This window comes from Pseudomonas fluorescens (assembly GCF_001648775.1).
Classification (GTDB): Bacteria; Pseudomonadota; Gammaproteobacteria; order Pseudomonadales; family Pseudomonadaceae; genus Aquipseudomonas; species Aquipseudomonas fluorescens_M.
In genome coordinates this window covers 449,510-468,846 of record NZ_LVEJ01000003.1, presented here as the reverse complement: position 1 = coordinate 468,846, position 19,337 = coordinate 449,510, and the positions used below count along the sequence as shown (strand labels likewise).

Below are 19,337 nucleotides of genomic sequence, written 5' to 3'. Positions count from 1 at the left end.
CCAGCGACGTTGACGTTGACTGACACACCGCTTTCGCGAGCAGGCTCGCTCCCACATAAAGCGCTACAGCAGCGCCTGACAGAATTTTGAGGTTTTTGAAATGAATGTTTTGATCATTGGCAGCGGTGGCCGTGAACACGCCCTGGCCTGGAAAGTGGCTCAGGATCCGCGCGTGCAGAAGGTGTTCGTTGCACCGGGCAATGCTGGCACCGCCATTGAGGCCAAGTGCGAGAACGTCGCCATCGACGTGCTGGCCCTTGAGCAACTGGCCGACTTCGCCGAGAAAAACGTTTCCCTGACCATCGTCGGTCCGGAAGTGCCGCTGGTGGCTGGCGTCGTCGATCTGTTCCGTTCCCGTGGTCTGGACTGCTTCGGTCCGACTGCCGGTGCCGCGCAGCTGGAAGGCTCGAAGGCCTTCACCAAGGATTTCCTCGCGCGCCACAAGATCCCGACCGCCGACTACCAGAACTTCACCGAGATCGAGCCAGCCCTGGCTTATCTGCGTGAAAAAGGCGCACCAATCGTGATCAAGGCCGATGGCCTGGCCGCCGGTAAAGGCGTGATCGTCGCCATGACCCTGGCTGAAGCCGAAGACGCCGTGCGCGACATGCTTGCCGGCAATGCTTTCGGTGACGCCGGTTCGCGCGTGGTCATCGAGGAATTCCTCGACGGCGAAGAAGCTTCGTTCATCGTCATGGTCGACGGCAAAAACGTTCTGCCGATGGCTACCAGCCAGGACCACAAACGCGTCGGCGACGGCGACAGCGGCCCGAACACCGGCGGCATGGGTGCTTACTCCCCTGCCCCGGTGGTTACCGCTGACGTGCACCAGCGCGTGATGGATCTGGTGATCTGGCCGACCGTGCGCGGCATGGCTGAAGAAGGCAACGTCTACACCGGTTTCCTCTACGCGGGCCTGATGATCGACAAGGCCGGTAACCCGAAGGTGATCGAGTTCAACTGCCGCTTCGGTGATCCGGAAACCCAGCCGGTGATGCTGCGTCTGCAATCGAGCCTGGTGCTGTTGGTCGAAGCTGCGCTGGCGCAAGCGCTGGACAAGGTCGAAGCGCAGTGGGATCCACGTCCGAGCGTCGGCATCGTGCTGGCCGCTGGCGGCTACCCGGGCGACTACGCCAAAGGCGCCGCGATCAACGGCCTGGATGCCGCCGCAAGCATGGAAGGCAAAGTCTTCCACGCCGGTACCGCGCTGAAAGATGGCAACGTAGTAACTGCCGGTGGTCGCGTACTCTGCGCCACGGCGATGGGCGCAAGCGTCGGCGAAGCTCAGCAGCAGGCATACAAGCTGGCCAAGGCCATCGACTGGGAAGGCTGCTTCTACCGCAACGACATTGGCTACCGCGCCATTGCCCGTGAGCGTGGCGAAACCCAGGAATAAGTTGTCGTTCAAGCCCGGCGAGGAATGCCGTTCCTTGCCGGGCTGTTCCACCGTCGCGCATCGTTATATTCTGGCATCAACCTACGAAGGGATTTCGCCGTGCGCTGGCTCAGGATTGCCATAAGCTTCACCGTCACGTTGCTGACCTTGCTCTGCATGCTCCCGGCCCAAGCCGCGCAAGGCAGTGGCTGGTCGGTATTGCTCGACGATCAGGGCAATCTGCAATTGAGCGACATCCGCTCCGCTCGCTACACCAATCAATTCAGCCCCATCGACCTTGATCGCCTGACCGCGGCCGAGCCCGATGGCGCCTTGTGGCTGCGTTTCAGGCTGGCGCCGGGCAAGCACGAACAAGTGCTGCGCATCTTCGCCCCCGACCTGTCTCAACTCAGCCTCTACGTGCTCGACGGCGACAAGCTGATCGAGCAGCGCAACACCGGCACTGACCAGCCACAGGCTGAGCGGCCGTTACCGAGCAGTGATTTCATGCTGCCGCTGCCCCAGAGCGACAAGCCCCTCGACGTTTACCTGCGGATGGTTTCCGACCACCAGTTGCGCCCGCATGTCACCCTGCAATCGGCGCTGATGAGTGCGGCCAACCATAACCAGACGTTGATCTTCGGCCTGTTGTTCGGCTGCCTCGGCATGCTGCTGCTGCACAACCTTGTGCGTTACGCCTATTCCCGCTCACGCAGCAGCCTGTGGCTGGCCATTTGCGAAGGCCTGTTGGGCCTCAGTCTGTTGCTGCTGCTCAACCTTGCCGGGCCATGGCTGCCGAACTGGCATGCGATCCAGACGCCCGGCGCTTATCTGGCACTGCTGCTCACCGCCCCGGCCGGGCTGATGTTTGCCTTGCGCTTCTTCGCCCCGCTCGGCCCGCACCCGCTGAACAAACTGCTGCTGGGCGACATTCTGTTCATCGTGACGTGCAGCCTGTTGCTGTTGTTCGTCAACACCCTGCCGCTGAACATCATCACCTACGCACTGGTGGCGCTGGCCGGTCTGAGCATGTTGTTTGTCGCGTTCTATCACTGGCAGAAGGGCTACCGCCCGGCGCGGCTGTTCGTTGCCGCGATGGTAGTGTTCAACATTGGCACGCTGATCATTCTTCCGGCCCTGTTGGGGCTGACGCTGGTCGCACCGCAAGGCCTGATCATGACGCTGATGGTGTTCATCTGTATCAGCGGCCTGTTGATGAGCATCGCCTTGGGCGAGCGTCAACGCAGCATCACCGAAAGTCGCTTCAGCATCAGTCGCGATCTGGCCGCGAGCAATGCCGAGATCAACGCCAAGGCCGAATTCCTCGCCAAGATCAGCCACGAAATCCGCACACCGATGAACGGCGTGCTGGGCATGACCGAACTGCTGCTCGGCACGCCGTTGTCGGTCAAGCAACGCGACTATGTGCAGACCATTCACAGCGCCGGCAACGAACTGCTGACGCTGATCAACGAGATCCTCGACATCTCCAAGCTCGAATCCGGGCAGATCGAACTGGACGACGTGCAATTCGACCTCAATGCCCTGATCGACGACTGCCTGAGCATCTACCGGGCCAAGGCTGAACAACAGAACGTCGAGCTGATCAGCTTTATCCAGCCGCAAGTGCCACGGGTGATCAGTGGTGACCCGACGCGCCTGCGCCAGACCTTGCTGAGCCTGTTGGAAAACGCCCTGAAGAAAACCGACGAAGGTGAAGTGCTGATCGTCGTTGCCCTCGACGAGCGCAGCAGCAAACCACGCCTGCGCATCGCCGTGCAGGACAGCGGTCTACCGATGGAGCAGGAAGAACGTGATGCGTTGATGCACGCGGAACTGCACAGCAAGCACTTCCTTTCGGCCAATCGCCTGGGAGGCAATCTCGGCCTGGTCATCGCCCGGCAACTGATTCGTTTGATGCACGGCGAGTTCGGCATCAAGAGCGGCGCCAATCAGGGCAGCACGTTGTGGCTGACCTTGCCGCTGGACCCGGATCGCCTCGAACACCCGACGTCCGACCTCGACAGCCCGCTGCAAGGTGCACGCGTGCTGGTGGTCGACGACAACGACACTTGCCGCAAAGTGCTGGTCCAGCAATGCAGCGCCTGGGGCTTGAACGTCAGCGCAGTGCCGTCGGGCAAGGAAGCGCTGGCCCTGCTGCGCACCAAGGCGCACCTGCGCGATTATTTCGACGTGGTGCTGCTCGATCAGAACATGCCCGGCATGACCGGCATGCAACTGGCGGCCAAGATCAAGGAAGACCCGAGCCTCAATCACGACATTCTGCTGATCATGCTCACCGGCATCAGCAACGCGCCGAGCAAGATCATCGCGCGCAACTCCGGGATCAAACGCATTCTGGCCAAACCGGTGGCCGGCTACACCCTGAAAACCACCCTCGCGGACGAACTCAACCAGCGCAACAAGGGTCAAGTGGTGTTCCAGCCGCAAGTCGTGCCGACAGCCGCCGCCGTCAAGGTGCCGAGCGACTTCCGCATCCTGGTCGCCGAAGACAACACGATTTCGACCAAAGTGATCCGCGGCATGCTCGGCAAACTCAACCTGCAACCGGACACCGCCAGCAACGGCGAAGAAGCCCTGCAAGCGATGAAAGCGCAGCGTTACGATCTGGTGCTGATGGACTGCGAAATGCCGATCCTCGATGGCTTCTCTGCGACCCAGCAACTGCGCGCCTGGGAAGTCAGCAACCAGCGTATCCGCACGCCGATCGTTGCCCTGACCGCGCATATCCTTGCTGAACACAAAGAGCGCGCGCGTCAGGCCGGCATGGATGGACACATGTCCAAACCCGTCGAGCTATCGCAATTGCGCGAGTTGATCGAGCACTGGGTGGCCCAGCGTGATCAGCAGAACCGGACGGCGTCGACCTTTTAAGCGAGCTTCGCCGCGCCCTGCTCAGATGTCCAGGTCCTCCAGGTATTTCAAGGACTGCGACAGCACGGACTGCTTCACCTTTTCTCGAAAGTCGGCGTAATGCAACGTGTTGAAGGTAATGCACGTCATCTGCTCGATGCTTTGGTAATCGAGCGATTCATTTTCAACGAACAGGAACCGCGAAACATTTCGGCGGATTTCGAACTGCCGGTGATAGATCCCCATATCGACCTTGTGCGCGCCATTCATCACGCAAGGGATCATCTGAAAGTAACCGACATTGGCGCTGAGGCTGGCGGACTCGAATAATTCGAGCGCCCGTAAATTACGCTCCAGCTCTGCCAATGCGCGCCTCATGGGCAGGGAAAATGCGTCTCCCAGAGACGCCGAAATACGCTGCACAGCCTTTGTGCTCATGGGAGCGGCGCCTACGGGCGAGAACGTTTGCGGGTTCGGCACATCCCATCCGAGAAACTTCAACTGCTTGCAGTAATAGTCGAACCAATCCTCCGATAATCCGTCTGCGACGGCCAGGCGGGTAGCCCTTTGCGCAAAAGCGGTACTCATGTAGATGTCTTCTCGGTGCGACGCCGGCAGACCCGCAGCAAAAGAAACGACACTGCCGCCCACCACCGCCGCTGGAGGTGCAAATAGATCTTTCATGGCTGAGTCTCCCGGGAAGGATCAATAATGCCCGCCTCAACAGCCTCAGTGACCACAATGACGTTCGCCGCGATCCGGTCCTTGATCTTCATGGCGACGCCTTCCCGCGCGAGGCGATAAAGTCCTTCAGAGAGCTTCGCCTGCGCACAACGTAACGTGATGACACCCGGCAGATCCGTTTCCCGAGAGAAAGGCGCCAACGGATGGGGCTTCAACCCTGGTGGGTGTTGAAAGCTGATGTACACGCTGCTCAACGAATCCGGCGTTTTCGCCACGATCACCAGCATATGCACATCGCTTCCTGCCCCGGATGGCCGCTCTGCCAGTGAATCGCCTGATTTGTGCATCTGCCGACTCAGCAAATTGATCGCAGGACTCGACTCAGGAACATTGACTAATCGAGACATGGCCACGGCAGTCAGACGTCCCAGCCCTGCTTCCATGTTGGCCATCGCCGTCACACTTAATGTCGCTACCGACTCTTCGCGGTCCGACCTTGGATATTCATCTTCGCGGGTTTTTAAAAACCTTGGCCAGAAGTTGTCGAGCACTTGGGTGTAAGTGTCGTACCAGTCGACACTCGAGTCTCGTTCTATCTGTTTGTTTGCCACCAACTGCGCAAACAACACACTATTGATCACATCATCATAATCACCGAGGTTCTCTGGATCGGGCACCAGCAAAATCGCCGCACCGACAATCAACACCGAACAATCAGATTCCATATCAATCTCTCCCTGAAAAAGGGCAGTCGTTACACGACTGCCCTTCCCTGTATCAATCAGATGTCGTAGTCGATTTTCTTGGTGATATGACTCACTAACTTCTGCGCAATGATCTCACGAGTAGCCTGAGCGATAGTGTCATTCTTCTCGAATACTGTTTCGCCGCGGTACAGATCGACATTACGAATATCCACGTCAACAAACAGAACTTTGGTAGACGTATTTCTGCGGGTAAAGCGAACTGCACCGAGGGCAAAAATAGCCGTACCATTCACTTCGGTACAGGCGCCCGCCGTTACACCACCCACACCGTTTTGCAGCACGTTGCGTTCATAAACAGTCAGCGCGGTATCGCGTTTCTGCAGAGCGGCAATTGCATCACCGGCGACTTTCAGCATCAGCGCCGTGGCAGGGCCAGGTACGGCAATGCCGGCGATGACCGAGCCGAGAATCTCCAACACCAGCTTGTCCATGCGAACGCTGGTGCCGCTCACTTGCAGGTCACTGTAAAACTTGCTGATTGGCGTCCAGCCCGCGTTGGTCATGACTTCGCGAAACAGCATGTACCATTCTTTGCCCTGGTGTTCCAGTGGGTAAGATTTGTTTGCCACCAGCGATGCATAGAGAAACGCGTTTTGCGCGTCAGTTCGATTGACAGCGGAAAGACCACCGCTAAAAGAAATAATACCCTCACCCACTACGGAACCTTTGGTGGGTGCTTCAATGTCATCACCTGGCATTATCAGAGCACGAGGACGAATAACCAGTTCCTCACCAATATCGTATTCCTGAATGCTTTTAACACACGCACCAACATAACGCTGACCAACAACTTCATTATTCATCTTAAATCCTTATTTAAACTTTAAACAAGCTCCTCATGAACTTGCTGAAAGAACAATACCCAAGCCAAACAACACCGACAAACTTAAACTTGTAACGCCATATCCACAACAATCAAAACCGCACCAATAAAACAACTTAACTATCGAGCAACTTCTAACGCACCGACATTGGATCTCGACGCACACAGACAATAGAGCAACTGATAGACTCCGCCCCACCTACTCTGGATGCGAGCCAACACCATGCTCCATGTGCTGTTCAGCGTTTACCTGAAGATGCTGGTGCTCTACAGCCCGTTCTTCGTGTTGTCCTGCTTCATCAGCCTGACCCGTGGCTACTCACGCAAGGAACAACGGCGCCTGGCCTGGAAGGTGGCGTTGGCAACGCTGGTCTCCAGCGTGTTGCTGTATCTGTTCGGGCGGGTGATTTTCGATGTGTTCGGCATCACCGTGGATGCCTTTCGCATTGGCGCCGGCAGTGTGCTGTTCATTTCGGCACTGGGCATGGCGCAGGGTAAACCGGCGGTGCAGGCCGATAATGTGCAGCAGGACGTGACCATCGTGCCGTTGACCATTCCGTTGACGGTCGGCCCCGGCACCATCGGTGCTTTGCTGGTCATGGGCGTCAGCCAGCCACACTGGGATGACAAGCTCACGGCGATCATGAGCATTGCGCTGGCCAGTTTCACCGTGGGCGTGGTGCTTTACCTGTCGAACCGCATCGAGCGGATTCTCGGCGATCAGGGTTTGCAGATTGTCAGTCGATTGATGGGCTTGTTTGTCTGCGCCTTGGCGGCGCAGATCATCTTCACCGGCATCAAGGGTTATCTGGTGCCCTGAGCGGCAGTTTTGATCTGCGCGGCACACCCGGCGTGAGTCGCCAACAGAGTGTTGGCGACTCAACGCGCGCTCAGTCTGGATAGATCAGGTCATCGCTTTAAACACAGTGCCCAGCGAAACAATGTCTTCATCGCCCTGCGCCCGTGCATATCCCTGCAACCACTGTTCAATGTTCAACGTGCACTGTTCGCCTTTGATGTTCACCGCCAGGGCCATGGGCATTGGCGACTCATCATCCTGTGGAGCGATACCGCGCACGATCAGGCTGTGCGCATTGTCCGGATCACTGAGCACCAGATGCCCGGCAACCTGGGACATCAGCAGATGCCCGGCTTCAGGTAAATCCAGCGTCAACAAGCTTGCTCGCGGCATTTCCAGTTCGGACGCACGCCGTGGATTGATCACGATACAGTCCAGGCGCTGCCAGACGTGTTCCGATAGCCGATAACTTTTTGCCTGAGCACCGAAGGTCAGAATCAACTTGTCGACCCCGTCAGGCAGCATCGGCAGCCAATCGGTGACTTCGTCGTTCACTTCGAGCGACAACACCTCGCCGTCACGATGGGCATAGCTGCCTGGCAGCCAGAGATCCTTGGTCGCCCCACGGCTGAAGATCAGCCCGTCCACCGGATCGAAGAGCAGGGCCACCGTCTCGTCGAACGTCCCGAGAAAGTCCGACCACTGCCCATCGGCTCGTGCGGAAACATCGAACACCCGATCCAGCGCCGGAACGTAATACTGGTAGCGATCAGGAACGCTGCCCATGGGCAAAAACGCGGCGTGGGACTGCTCGTGCAGCAGCGCGCGCAAGCGAGCCTGCAACGCCTCGGGAGTCTCGCCATACACGTACGACCATTGCCTCTCGACACTGAGGATATGGGCGGGTTGCTGATCGCGCAGGTGCACATTCACCCCTTCACGCGTGCGGCCCACCAGACCTTCGCCATCGGCCGAGACCTGGCTGAAGGCCCATTGCGGCCAGACTTTTTCCGCCCTCGGCAATGAATCGGCGTGCAGCAGCCGTGGGCCGTCAGCAAACGCCTCGCGCAGTGCATCGAACGACATCAACGGCTGGCGGAGGATTTGCCCTGCGGCAACCTCCAGCAGCCAGACTGCCTGTTCACCTGGAATCTGCCCGAGCAAGGCGAACTCCTTGCGCTCGCTGCCACGGACCAGCACGACCTTTTCGCCAATGCACCACGCCGCCAGCAAGGCGTCGCCGAACGCATCGGCCAAGCCGATGATCGGAAATGGTTGCGCTTTATACGTTTTGGCCAGCGCCGGTAACGCGCTCAGCCAATCAGGGTTTTGTTGCAGCCAGCGCGGCCCCAGGCCAAAGAATCTCAACACACGCTTGTCGATGTCGGACAGCCAGTTATCGTCCCTGGCACTCAAGTCGATCTCGAACAGTCGGCCATCGGCTTGAGTGGCGATAGTGCGATCGCCTGCCTGGGTGACCTCGACGATGTCCTTCGCGATGAGCTGATTGAAGAAATAATCGGTTCTGAGCTCGATGCCATGACTGAGCGTCTGCGTGTCCTTGCTGTAAAAAATCAACGCGGCTTGCGGGTCCGTTACCTTTGGCATGAGCAGGACCATGTCCGGCGCGCTGCCGTGTTGCGCGCGAAAGTATCGGCTGTGGTCGGTGCCAATCCAGGCACGCTCAAGCAGCACGTCAAAAGAGTAAGCGTGCGCGTGGACAAAGGGCGCGTATGACCACGTGCTTATCCTCGGTGCCATGCCCGGCGTGTCGTCGGCAAAGGGGCGAACCTTTTTCAGGCGATGCCGCAGAAAAGCGATTCTGGAACCGTCTTCGGGCTTGAGGCTGGAGCCCTCAAGGCCGGGCGACCACATTTTGATATCCAGCAGCGTCACGTTCAGTTCGGTGATCTGGAATGTCAGCGTCGTCTCGAGCTTGTTCAGGGATGTCTGCTCACGCAACTGCTGCATGACGTGCAAACTGCCGTCCGGCTGTTGCGTGAAACCGGTGATCTTCGTTCCCAGATCAAGGTTGAGCAGACGATAGCGATGGTCGACGGTGCCGGTCAGCGCATCAACCCGCCATATCGTCCCGTGATCCGGATGATAGAACCACGCATGACTCGCCGTCGCCGCGCCCAACACCAGACCGCTGTTGACCTCTACGGGCAGATTGCGCGCATACAACAAGCGCTCCTGCCGCGTGTCGTAATACGCCGTGGTGAGCACCGCTGTGCGGGCGGGATTGTAGGGCACCTCGAAACCGGGCAAGGTCACGTAGCCCACCGCCAGACGCTGCTCGCCAGCCCGTTTGCGCAGATGGGCGAGAACCTCGTGCAGGGTGTTTTGACCGTCCTGCAGCGTGATCGAAACCAGGCGCAAACTGCGTGCCGGCCAGTCGACCTGGAACAGCTCACCGTCGGCCAGTTCGATCAAGCCGTCGAAACCCTCAATCAACATGCCGTCAACGCTCAGTGTGCGAGGGTCAAGATCGGTAGAGAGACGCTCGCCCGCCTGCGGTTGCGAAGCATTGAACACGACGCGCTCGATAGTGACCCATGGCGCACGAACCACCCATTGGGCGCTGCCTTGAAACTTTACGGCGACCAACCCGGGCGTGAGCTGCAGCTGATATTGGCCGGCAGGTGCAGCGATCTCGTAAGAGAGCTTCGCGTGCCACTCCTTCGGCAACTCTGGCACCACTGACTGCCGAACCTGATCGTCCAGTCGTACGCTGATTTTGGTTGGTTTGCACACCGGGTGCAGCTTGTAGAGGATGTGTTTGAAGAACGGTGTGCTATGCAGATAAACCTGTTGGTTGCCTTGCCTGTCATATTCAAGCTTGTCCGCCAACGCGTTGCGCAACTGTGGATAACGGGTATGGATGGCCGTGTCCGCAAGGCTGAGCAGACCCTCCACGGACAGCCGCAAGGGTGAAAACACTGACGACAAGTCCGGCCCGCGAATCTCACTGGCGATACGTGGCGCCACCCGCTCTCCTGGCAATGGCACATAGTCATAGCCCGCACCTCCCAACTGGTATTCGTAACCGAAGTAACAGATCGGTGTGCACGGCAGCACCACGGTATGACGACCGCCGGCATTGCCCAGCGCAATCACCTCAGGCAGTTCCAGCGCCTGGCGAATGTCGATGGCCCGGTGCAGCTGTTTCGGGTCATCGTTGTACTGTGGCAGCTCGAGCGCACCGCCCTTCCATGGGTAAAACTTCTGGCTGTCGAACCGCGCTTCATCGGCGGCAAGGTCAAGGCGCGTGATGACCGCCTCGGGCGGGAACTGCAAGACCCCGTATTCGAGCGTGTAGGCGCCGTGCTGATAAGCATTGTGGATGGCGCGCAAATGGTTACCGACGGTGGTCGCCTTGTCTTTGATCTGCCCCAGGTTGCTGGCGATCGCCGACACCCCGATACCGACCCCGAGCAACGGCACCGACAGAATCACCGCCGCCGCACCGACCGTCCCGCCCACGGCCAGCGCGGCGATATCCAGGCCCAGCGCGGCGACATCGAAGGTCAGTTGCGTGGACAGGCGCGAACGCTGTTCATGATTGTCGGCCACCGTCAGCCCATACACATCGAAGCCGATATTGACGAGAGAAAAACCGACGCCTGCCGCCGTGGCGGTCCGGCCCAGCAGCCGCCCCGACAACGACGATTGGCGCACGGCCAACGCCTGCTCACTGGCCGCCACTTGACGCACCAGATTGATGATTTGTGCGGTATCGCTCAGCACGCCAAAACCCAATTGCGCGTAGCTGACGTACACCTGCACTTGCAGCGCAATCGACAACACCGGGATCTCGCCACCTGCCGCTTGATACTCACGCAGGCGCATTTCATTGATCAGGGTCTGGATAACAAAAGCGAAACTCAACCGGCTGCCACCGTCGGCTTCGGCCGGAGCGCTTGCTTTGCCTGCAAAGGTTTTCACCAGACGCTGGAGATGCTGTTTGACCCGACTCAAACGCGCATCGACAGTGCTCACTGTGCGGCTGTTTTGCGGGTTTTTCGCGTCCACCAGCGTCACCGAATAACCTGCCTCCGGGGTCGCCTGCACGGTCTCCAGCAATGGCAGATATTCCGCGCCCAGTTTGTGTTCGGTGCGCAGACGGCGGGTGGCCTCATCGAGTTCCTGCGCCCAGTAGCGAGCATCGGTTTGCGCCAGGCTTGCGCCCATTCGTGCATTTTCGTTCAGCGAGCGGGCACGACTGAGCGCTTGTCTGGCCCAGACTGACGACGTTTGCGAGCCCGAGCCCTTTGAGTGTAAAAAACTGTCTACACGCAGATCGGATGAAAGCTGCCGTTCGGCGATCGCGGCGGTGTCCAGTTCGATCACTTTGAATTGTGCAGCGGCGCCATCTGCCAAACCATAAAGCCTGGCCAATGCCTGGTTACCGTCATTCAAATATTGCTCCACGCCGAGTTTTACCTCGGCGTGCCCGGCAAAGGTATAGAGCGCAAAGTTCGGGTCATAAAATCGATAGAACGCTTGCTCGCCCATCTGCACTTTGGCGACCAGCAACGCATGATTACCGGTGTCGAGCAGCAGGACAGTTGGCGTAGTTTTCGCCGCCAGTGTCTGCAACACGCTGTCGAGGCTGTGCAAACCTAGAGACTCTCCAACGGCTTTGCCGGAGACGTCCTGAAGCTCGGCCAACGCGCTCAGCAACGCCCGGGACTCAACCTCCTGCGGATTTTGCGCGACATGACCGACACGCGCGATCAGTGCGCGTTCGGCTGGCCCACCGGCAGCCATGGCCGCGCCCATCAACAGCGCCAGCGGATAACAGCGCCGCCCCGGGTCGCCCGAACTGAGCATCAGCAGGTCCTGTGGCACCTGCCTGACCGAGAGGGCGCCGGCCTTGAAAAACCCGTCGCGCACCTGCGCGCTGCGTTTGAGAATTTGTGTGGTGTATTCACGCTGCGCGGTGCGATGGATTTGTCCGATGCGCTCGCCCCACTGTTGCAGCGTCAGCGCTTGCGTCATCGCCAACGCCTTGAGTTCGCGCGCCGTGTGCGTACCGTTCGCCGCCCCGCGCGCCAGTGCAGCCTTGAAGGCCGGCGACTGGCGCTCGATCATTGCCTTTTCAATCGCGTTATACCGGGCGAACAAGCCTTCATCGGTAGTGTCGCGGGCAATGTCCATGAGGTTTTGCCAGGCGCTGGCAAATCCGCTGGCGTCTAGGCTGGTCGCACCGAACATGCCGCCGAGCATGACGCGCTGCAACGGACTCAGCTGCTCAACCTGCAGCGAACCATGGGCCACCTGGGCGAACAGTTCGTTGAGGTTACTGGTGGACTCTCCGCCCAGTGAAGGGGGAATCTCGCCCGCCGGTTGCGTGCGAATGTGCTCACGACTGTCGAAGTCGATGGAAAAGGCTGTCGGGAAATTAACCTCACCGCTCAACTTGTCTTGCATTGCGCGAATGAACGGCTCGCCCAGATCATCCATCAGTTGTTGCAGTACCTGGGTCAGCAGCACCGGCTTGCCTTCAATGACCGGCCAGCCTTGTTTGAATGTCAGCGTTTGCGCTTTCAGCAGATCCGCCAACTGGCCGGCGTAACGCGACTTGAGTTTGCCGGCGTGCCATTTCTGCTGTTCTTTCTCCAGCCATTCACTTTCATCGCCATTCACCGTCCAGCCGGAAATCAACTCCTCTTCGGTGTAGGTGTTATAGCCCTCGGTCAACTTCAAGCGCTCACGAATCTGCTGGGCCTGGTCAGGTAGCAGATGTTGTTCGATGTAGTCATCCAGTCCTGCCGAGGCGGCGCCAGGGCCGGTCAGTGTGATGGTGCCGCGCGCTTCGGGTCGGATACCGTCCCAATAATAGGTCCAGATGGCGTAAATCAGTTTCTGCTGGGAAACAGCAGTCTTAGGGTCAGGCACCTTGCCGTCAGCCTGTCTCTCATTCAGCACATTTGTCGCGATACCCGCTATCCGCTCATCCGCCGCGTCGATGCCGGCAGCGCGGGCACGGCGCTCAACCTCCAGCAAGCAGTCATAATTGAACCGAATCATCTGCATATACGCCTGGGTCATGCCACTGCCAGGGTGGGCTAACATGTGCGCATTCATTTCATTGCCGGCCTGAATACCAAATGCCGTACCCAAGCGAAGGGCATCCTGCGGTACCGAGTGATCCTGCGGCGCAACAAAGATTTCACTGAGCGAATGCTGCTCACGTGCAAACGCTGTCAGCGCCTCTTGATGTTCGAGGGGGATCTTGTCGGTTCTGTCGAGATAACGAAGCGGATCGCGTCCCGGCATCAGTGCTTTATTGTGATTGAGCAACAGTTGTAAAACGCCGATCCGTGCACTTGCATCGAAATCGCTGATGTCGACACCCCCCAATGTTTTCTTCAATGGCGGCAAGTAATCCATGTCGCTGTAACGGCCGCCCTCCAGATATTCAGCTTGTAGCCGCACCACATCGCTTGCCGCAGCAAAGTTGCCGCGCATGGCCACTTCGCGCTGATAGACATCCTCTAAAAAGTGCCCGGCGAACTCTTGCCGAACGTCCCGTAATTGCAAGTCCGCACCGCTCATTGCCCGATGCGTTTGCTGGCAGCGCTGGCGCAAGGCGTCCAGCGTCGCCCGTTCCTTGCCGTAGGCACGCACCATCAAGTCGATACGCGCCTCGTCGGCCTTACCTTGCCATTGCGGTTGTTCAAGGTAGGCGAACATCTGCTGCTTCAGCACGCGCGCGCGATCCTCGATCATTTGCGATAACTGACTGGCTTTGCTGACTGTGTCGCCGCCCGCTTCCATCGCCCCCATTCTGGCGGCGTCGAGAATCACCCGGTTCATTTCAAAGGCCAGCAACGCATCGCTGTCGTACCAGAGGTTGAACCGGTAACCCTGTGGTTCGAGGATCTTTCGCCAGATGTTCATGTAGTCACGCTGGCTGGCACCGACTTCACTGCCCCCCACCCAGACAAAGTGCATGATTTTCGGCACGGGTTTGCCGGCATCATTGAACAGGGCCAACGTGTCCGCCATCCTTGTAACGGACTTGTTGAGTTCCGAACTGATCTGTTTGACGTGCGTGGAGTACGGTTTCTTCTTGCGCTTGATCAGCGATTCAAGCAATTCGTGGAGAAGCTTTGTCGACACCATTCTTTCGTTGTAATCGATTGTTTGCGTGGCAACCTTGTAGTGCTCTAACAACTCTGTGTGCTCAATCGTCCCGGCAAACTCGACCAACACCCGTTGCATCGTTGAGTAATCTTCTGCGGACATGATTTCCCGCACTTTAACGTTAGTTTTCATATCACCGTCCTTGCGTAAATAGATTCCCCTCAAGCCAAACTATTCTGCAAAGGCGCCACATTCAAACTTCAATAAACTCAAACAATCTCCAACGAAACAACGAACAACACTTACCCGCTCAACCTGAACAATCCGGTAATAGTTTGGGCTTTTTTTTACGCAGCAAAAACGCACAAGGCCGCCAATCAACATGATTGGCGGCCTTGTGCTGCAAATGAACAATTCAACTTGAAAAGTTTACTTTATGTCACGCCGAGGGAAGCTACTTACAACTTGTCGCGACGTTCAATACAACGGGTCTCATCCAACAGGCTTCTCACCATACCAACGCGGCGTATAAACCCAACTCTTTCCATCGGCACGGGCAAACGTGCAGGTGGTCGAAGAGCCAATCAACACCATCGTGCGCATGTCCACCTGCTCCGGCGTCAATGCACCCAAAGTCGTGGTGCGCAGGGTCTGCCCCGGGCGGCCGATATCACGCCCCAGCACCACCGGGGTGTGCGGCAAGCGATGGCGGGCGACGATTTCCAGCGCACGCCCCAACTGCCATGGCCGGGCACGGGAGATCGGGTTGTAGAACGCTAGCGCCAGATCGGCTTCGGCCGCCAGATCCAGACGCTTCTCGATGATCGACCACGGTTTGAGGTTGTCCGACAGCGACATCACGCAAAAGTCATGGCCCAGCGGCGCACCGGCCTGTGCGGCGGTGGCGAGAGAAGCGGAGACACCCGGGAGGATTTCCAGATCAACTCTGTGCCAGGCCGGGTCATTCGACTCGTGCAATGCTTCGAGCACCGCTGCCGCCATGGCGAACACACCCGGATCGCCGGAGGACACGACGATCACCGAACGCCCCTCGGCCGCGAGTCTGAAGGCATGGCGGGCACGCTGCATCTCTTCGCGGTTGTCGGTGCAGTGTTGAATCTGATCGTCGCGGAACGGACCGGCCATACGCACGTAGGTTTCGTAGCCAAGAACGTCGGTGGCGCGCGCCAGTTCAGCCTTGACCGCTGGCACCATCAGTTCGGCAGCGCCGGGGCCGAGGCCGATCACCGCCAGGCGCCCACGCGGGCGACCGATATCCGGAACCTGCAATGGCTGCTCGGCAACTGCGATGGCCAGGCCGTTGGCGGTTACGACTGTCGCGCCAGGCACAGCGACGTGCGCGAGGGTTTCGAGGTCCGGTTGCGCGGCGACAAAGCGCACCGGCACACCCAGTTCAAGCGCCGCTTCACGCAGGCTCGCGTTGGCCATTTCGCTATCGGCTGCGACCAGACACGCCAGCGCTTGCAGCGCAACGTCAGCCTGCTGCAAAGCCGAACGAACGGCATTCGCCAGATCCTCGCCAGTAGCGCTGACCGCCACCGCGACACTGCGCGGATAGATCAACAACTCGTCCGCCCGCGCCTCACGCGCGGCACTGCCCACGTGAATCGAACGCTGCGCCTGCGGATCCTGCGGCAACTGCGCCTGATCCAGCCACGGCGCCGCACCTTCGATGCGTACGCTATGCCCGGCGAGCAGATCGGAGACGAAACGCTTGCCCGATTCCAGATCAGCCAACGCATAGCCGCTGGGTGGATTGAGCAGGCAGGTGCCAAAGCGCAATTCGCCGCTGGTGGTGATGGCCGCTGCCACCTGCAACCCGGCGGCGATGTCGCGCGCCATGCCGTTCACCCCGCCCAATCCGCCGAGCAGCGGCACCACGGCGCTGCCGTCTTCGGCCACCGCGAGCACGGCAGGTTCGGCGCCCTTTTCCAACAACAGAGGCGCCAGGGTGCGAATGACAATTCCGGCGGCGCACAGGGCAATGATCGGCGTGTCCTGCTGATACAGCTCACGCAGGGTCGCGCCGAATTCCTGATACGTCAGGTCGGCGCCTTCGACGCGCCCGGCCAGACCGTGGATCTGCGCTGCCGGGTAGACCTGCTGAATGCGTCGCGCGGTGGCCAGGCTGGCCTGACCGAGAATGACGATTGCGGGGGTGGAGTGAGTCATCAGCCTTGCCACCGTTCGCCCGGGACAATGATCAGCGAGAAGTACGGCGAGGACATCGGCTCGACCTGATCCATCGGCACGATCTTCTGATTGGCCATGGTCGCGCGTTCGACGTACAGCGCACGCTCGGCCAGACCGAGTTCTTCCAGCACCTGGCGCACTTTCGGGAAGTTGCGCCCCAGCTTCATGATCACCGCCGCGTCGGCATCGGCCAGACGTCGCTTCAATTCTTCATGGGGCAACACGCCCGAGAGTACCGACAGGCTCTGATTGCGATACACCAGCGGCGCACCGAGCACCGAAGCGCCGCCGAGCATCGAGCACACGCCCGGCACCACTTGCGCTTCGTAACGCGCGGCCAGGCGATCATGCAGGTACATGTAAGAGCCGTAGAAGAACGGATCGCCTTCGCAGATCACCGCCACATCACGACCGGCCTCCAGATGCGCGGCGACGGTTTCGGCGGCTTCATCGTAGAAATCGCTGATGACCTGTTCATACGAGAGCGGAGCCGGCAACACCTCGGTGGTCACCGGGTACACCAGCGGCAGCAGGTTCTGCGCCTCTTGCAGGTGCGCTTCGATGATGCCGAACGCGTTGCCTTTTTTGCCCTTGGCAACGAAGTACGCCACCACCGGCGATTCGCGCAGCAGGCGCAGGGCCTTGACGGTAATCAGTTCCGGATCACCGGGGCCAACGCCCAGGCCAAGCAAACGTCCTTTGGCCTGCATCATTCGATCTCCGTGGCGAGGGCATTGACGGCGGCCGCGGCCATGGCGCTGCCACCGAGGCGGCCTTGCATGATCACGAACGGCACGCCACGGCTGTCGGCGGCCAGCGCGGCTTTCGATTCGGCGGCGCCGACGAAGCCCACCGGGAAGCCAAGAATCAACGCCGGTTTCGGGGCGCCGGCATCGAGCATTTCCAGCAGATAGAACAGCGCTGTCGGTGCATTGCCGATCACTACAACGCTGCCTTCCAAGTGCGGACGCCACAGTTCCAGCGCCGCTGCCGAGCGCGTGTTGCCCAGCTCGCGCGCCAGTTCCGGCACGCTGTCATCGCGCAGGGTGCAGATCACTTCATTGTTGGCCGGCAGGCGCGCGCGGGTCACGCCTTCGGAGACCATTCGCGCATCACACAGAATCGGCGCACCGGCTGCCAGCGCATCGCGCCCGGCCTTGCCGGCGCCTTCGGAGAATTGCAGACCGTCGATGGCCTCAACCATGCCGCAGGCGTGGATCACCCGCACCGCGAGTTTTTCCAGATCGGCCGGGATGCGCGCCAGATTGGCCTCGCTGCGAATGATCGCGAAGGAGTTGCGATAGATCTCCTGACCGTCGCGGATGTAATCAAGCATCAAGGGGGCTCCGAGAGCGGGCGGCGAGCAGGGTCGCGGCCGCTTCAATAGTAAGGTTGCGTGCGTGCAGCGCGCCGAAACCCGGCTGTGCTGCATCGCGAAAGTAGAGATCGTAGTGACCGGGACTGACCGCCAGCAGAGTCGCCGGCGCACGGTGGGCGGCAGCGCACGAACGCGCGCAACCGGACAGGTGCACGCTGACACCCGAGGGCAGCAACGTCGCCAGATGGCGCGCATCCTGTTTGGTGTCGGCCAGGCCTTTGCCGCAGCCATTGGCACCGGTGCAGGCGATCAGTTGTGCCAGCGGCTCGTCGGAGCGGATCAACAGGTTCGCCCGTTCAAGCGCCTCAAGCACCACAGGCGCATCGGCCGCGTCGACATTCGGCAGCAGCAGACTTTGCCATGGCGTGAAGCGCAGGCTGCCGTCACCGTACTGGCGAGCCAGTTGTGCAGCGGCGCGCAACATCGCCGGATCAAGACGCCCGAGTGGCGGCACGGCGCCGATGTACACCCGTCCACAGGTTTGTTGCGGATGAACGCCGATGTGCAGATCCTGCGCAGCAGCAATGCGCTGCCACTGGCTGACCGACGTGATCGGCACGCGCGTTCGCAGGGCGTCGAGAAAGGCCAGCATCGGCAGTTCATCGAGCAAATGGCGCATCCGCGTTTGCTCGGGGCGGGCCTGTTGCAGGAACAACTCCAGCACCGCGACCACCAGCGCATGGCCGTTTTCTGCCGCCACGGCACCGACGGCACGATCCGTCGGGCATCCGGCCAGACCGAATGCCCACAACGTTTCACCGTCGCGCTCAAACGCCGATAACCACAGGTCATGCGGATGTTCGAGCATCGCCAGCGCTTCGCCGCCATCGAGTTGCACGGCGAACTTGGCGCTCAACTCATGAAAGCATGGATGGCTTTGCAAGGTGTCGAGGATCTGCTCGGCCAGTGCGCGGGTGTCGACGCGCATCTGTCGGTCGATGCCGGCGGAAGGGCTGAGCATCAGGTTGCGCACATCATCACCGGCGGCGGTGCGCGGGCCGAGCCCGGCGTCGAGCAAACGCTCGATCAGCGCTGCGGATCGTTCACCGATCCCGCGGATCTGCAGATTCGCCCGGTTGGTCGCTTCAATGGCCCCGCCCGCAAACTGTTCGGCGACCTCGGCCACGGCGTCAGCCTGCTCCACCGTGATCGAACCGCCATTGAGCTTGATCCGGCAAATACCGCCGTCCAGCGCCTGGACGATGCGCAGCAACCCCGGGCAGGCCGAGGGGCGTAAGGCAGTGGACATCGGGCGTTCGTTCAAGGGGCGGACCGGCTGCGTGGGAAAGGCGCTTCGCGGGCGAAGGCGCGGTATTATGCCTGCTTTG

The 19,337-nt window shown here is 59.8% G+C and carries 11 protein-coding genes; 3 read left to right on the top strand and 8 right to left on the bottom strand.

Annotated features, from left to right (window positions below; all coding sequences use genetic code 11):
- Positions 1–100: 100 nt before the first annotated feature.
- Positions 101–1,396, top strand: coding sequence for a phosphoribosylamine--glycine ligase (gene purD, locus A8O26_RS06455; protein WP_064117261.1), 1,296 nt, complete (start codon positions 101–103; stop codon positions 1,394–1,396).
- A gap of 99 nt (positions 1,397–1,495) precedes the next feature.
- Positions 1,496–4,270: a hybrid sensor histidine kinase/response regulator gene (locus A8O26_RS06450; RefSeq protein ID WP_064117260.1), complete on the top strand. Its 2,775-nt coding sequence runs from the start codon at positions 1,496–1,498 to the stop codon at positions 4,268–4,270.
- Positions 4,271–4,291: 21 nt separating this feature from the next.
- Here the strand turns inward: A8O26_RS06450 and A8O26_RS06445 are convergent, their stop codons facing one another.
- Genes A8O26_RS06445 through A8O26_RS06435 form a run of 3 tightly spaced genes read right to left on the bottom strand, consistent with a single transcriptional unit; the run spans position 4,292 to position 6,503 of the window.
- Positions 4,292–4,933 (bottom strand): hypothetical protein, encoded by a 642-nt coding sequence (locus A8O26_RS06445; protein WP_064117259.1) that lies wholly within the window; start codon positions 4,931–4,933, stop codon positions 4,292–4,294.
- Complete coding sequence (locus tag A8O26_RS06440; protein ID WP_064117258.1) at positions 4,930–5,658, bottom strand: hypothetical protein; 729 nt, start codon at positions 5,656–5,658, stop codon at positions 4,930–4,932. Before A8O26_RS06440 ends, A8O26_RS06445 begins: the two co-directional genes overlap by 4 nt.
- A 56-nt stretch (positions 5,659–5,714) precedes the next feature.
- Positions 5,715–6,503: a hypothetical protein gene (locus A8O26_RS06435; protein WP_064117257.1), complete on the bottom strand. Its 789-nt coding sequence runs from the start codon at positions 6,501–6,503 to the stop codon at positions 5,715–5,717.
- A gap of 243 nt (positions 6,504–6,746) precedes the next feature.
- On the opposite strand from A8O26_RS06435, the gene A8O26_RS06430 reads away from it, so the two are divergent.
- Complete coding sequence (locus A8O26_RS06430; protein WP_064117315.1) at positions 6,747–7,343, top strand: MarC family protein; 597 nt, start codon at positions 6,747–6,749, stop codon at positions 7,341–7,343.
- 84 nt (positions 7,344–7,427) lie between these two features.
- Here A8O26_RS06430 and A8O26_RS06425 read toward each other — a convergent pair whose 3' ends face one another.
- The 5 genes from A8O26_RS06425 to cobG form a co-directional block, all read right to left on the bottom strand.
- Entirely contained in the window at positions 7,428–14,609 is a 7,182-nt protein-coding gene (locus tag A8O26_RS06425) for a TcdA/TcdB pore-forming domain-containing protein (protein WP_064117256.1), read from the bottom strand.
- Positions 14,610–14,909: 300 nt separating this feature from the next.
- The gene (gene cobJ / locus A8O26_RS06420) at positions 14,910–16,610 is read right to left on the bottom strand and encodes a precorrin-3B C(17)-methyltransferase (protein WP_064117255.1); all 1,701 of its coding nucleotides are present in this window, start codon (positions 16,608–16,610) and stop codon (positions 14,910–14,912) included.
- Complete coding sequence (locus A8O26_RS06415) at positions 16,610–17,344, bottom strand: precorrin-2 C(20)-methyltransferase (RefSeq protein ID WP_437339873.1); 735 nt, start codon at positions 17,342–17,344, stop codon at positions 16,610–16,612. Before A8O26_RS06415 ends, cobJ begins: the two co-directional genes overlap by 1 nt.
- Positions 17,341–17,967 carry a precorrin-8X methylmutase gene (locus tag A8O26_RS06410; RefSeq protein ID WP_064117254.1) on the bottom strand — a complete coding sequence of 209 codons (627 nt, stop codon included), beginning with the start codon at positions 17,965–17,967 and terminating at the stop codon, positions 17,341–17,343. Before A8O26_RS06410 ends, A8O26_RS06415 begins: the two co-directional genes overlap by 4 nt.
- Positions 17,960–19,258, bottom strand: coding sequence for a precorrin-3B synthase (cobG, locus tag A8O26_RS06405; protein ID WP_064117253.1), 1,299 nt, complete (start codon positions 19,256–19,258; stop codon positions 17,960–17,962). Before cobG ends, A8O26_RS06410 begins: the two co-directional genes overlap by 8 nt.
- Positions 19,259–19,337 lie beyond the last annotated feature (79 nt).

Bases quoted from the DNA above. Each gene is read 5' to 3' on its own strand.
- A8O26_RS06410 (WP_064117254.1), bottom strand. From the start codon at position 17,967: ATGCTTGATTACATCCGCGACGGTCAGGAGATCTATCGCAACTCCTTC.
- A8O26_RS06435 (WP_064117257.1), bottom strand. From the start codon at position 6,503: ATGAATAATGAAGTTGTTGGTCAGCGTTATGTTGGTGCGTGTGTTAAA.
- cobG (WP_064117253.1), bottom strand. From the start codon at position 19,258: ATGTCCACTGCCTTACGCCCCTCGGCCTGCCCGGGGTTGCTGCGCATC.
- A8O26_RS06415 (WP_437339873.1), bottom strand. From the start codon at position 17,344: ATGATGCAGGCCAAAGGACGTTTGCTTGGCCTGGGCGTTGGCCCCGGT.
- A8O26_RS06425 (WP_064117256.1), bottom strand. From the start codon at position 14,609: ATGAAAACTAACGTTAAAGTGCGGGAAATCATGTCCGCAGAAGATTAC.
- A8O26_RS06430 (WP_064117315.1), top strand. From the start codon at position 6,747: ATGCTCCATGTGCTGTTCAGCGTTTACCTGAAGATGCTGGTGCTCTAC.
- A8O26_RS06445 (WP_064117259.1), bottom strand. From the start codon at position 4,933: ATGAAAGATCTATTTGCACCTCCAGCGGCGGTGGTGGGCGGCAGTGTC.
- A8O26_RS06440 (WP_064117258.1), bottom strand. From the start codon at position 5,658: ATGGAATCTGATTGTTCGGTGTTGATTGTCGGTGCGGCGATTTTGCTG.
- purD (WP_064117261.1), top strand. From the start codon at position 101: ATGAATGTTTTGATCATTGGCAGCGGTGGCCGTGAACACGCCCTGGCC.
- cobJ (WP_064117255.1), bottom strand. From the start codon at position 16,610: ATGACTCACTCCACCCCCGCAATCGTCATTCTCGGTCAGGCCAGCCTG.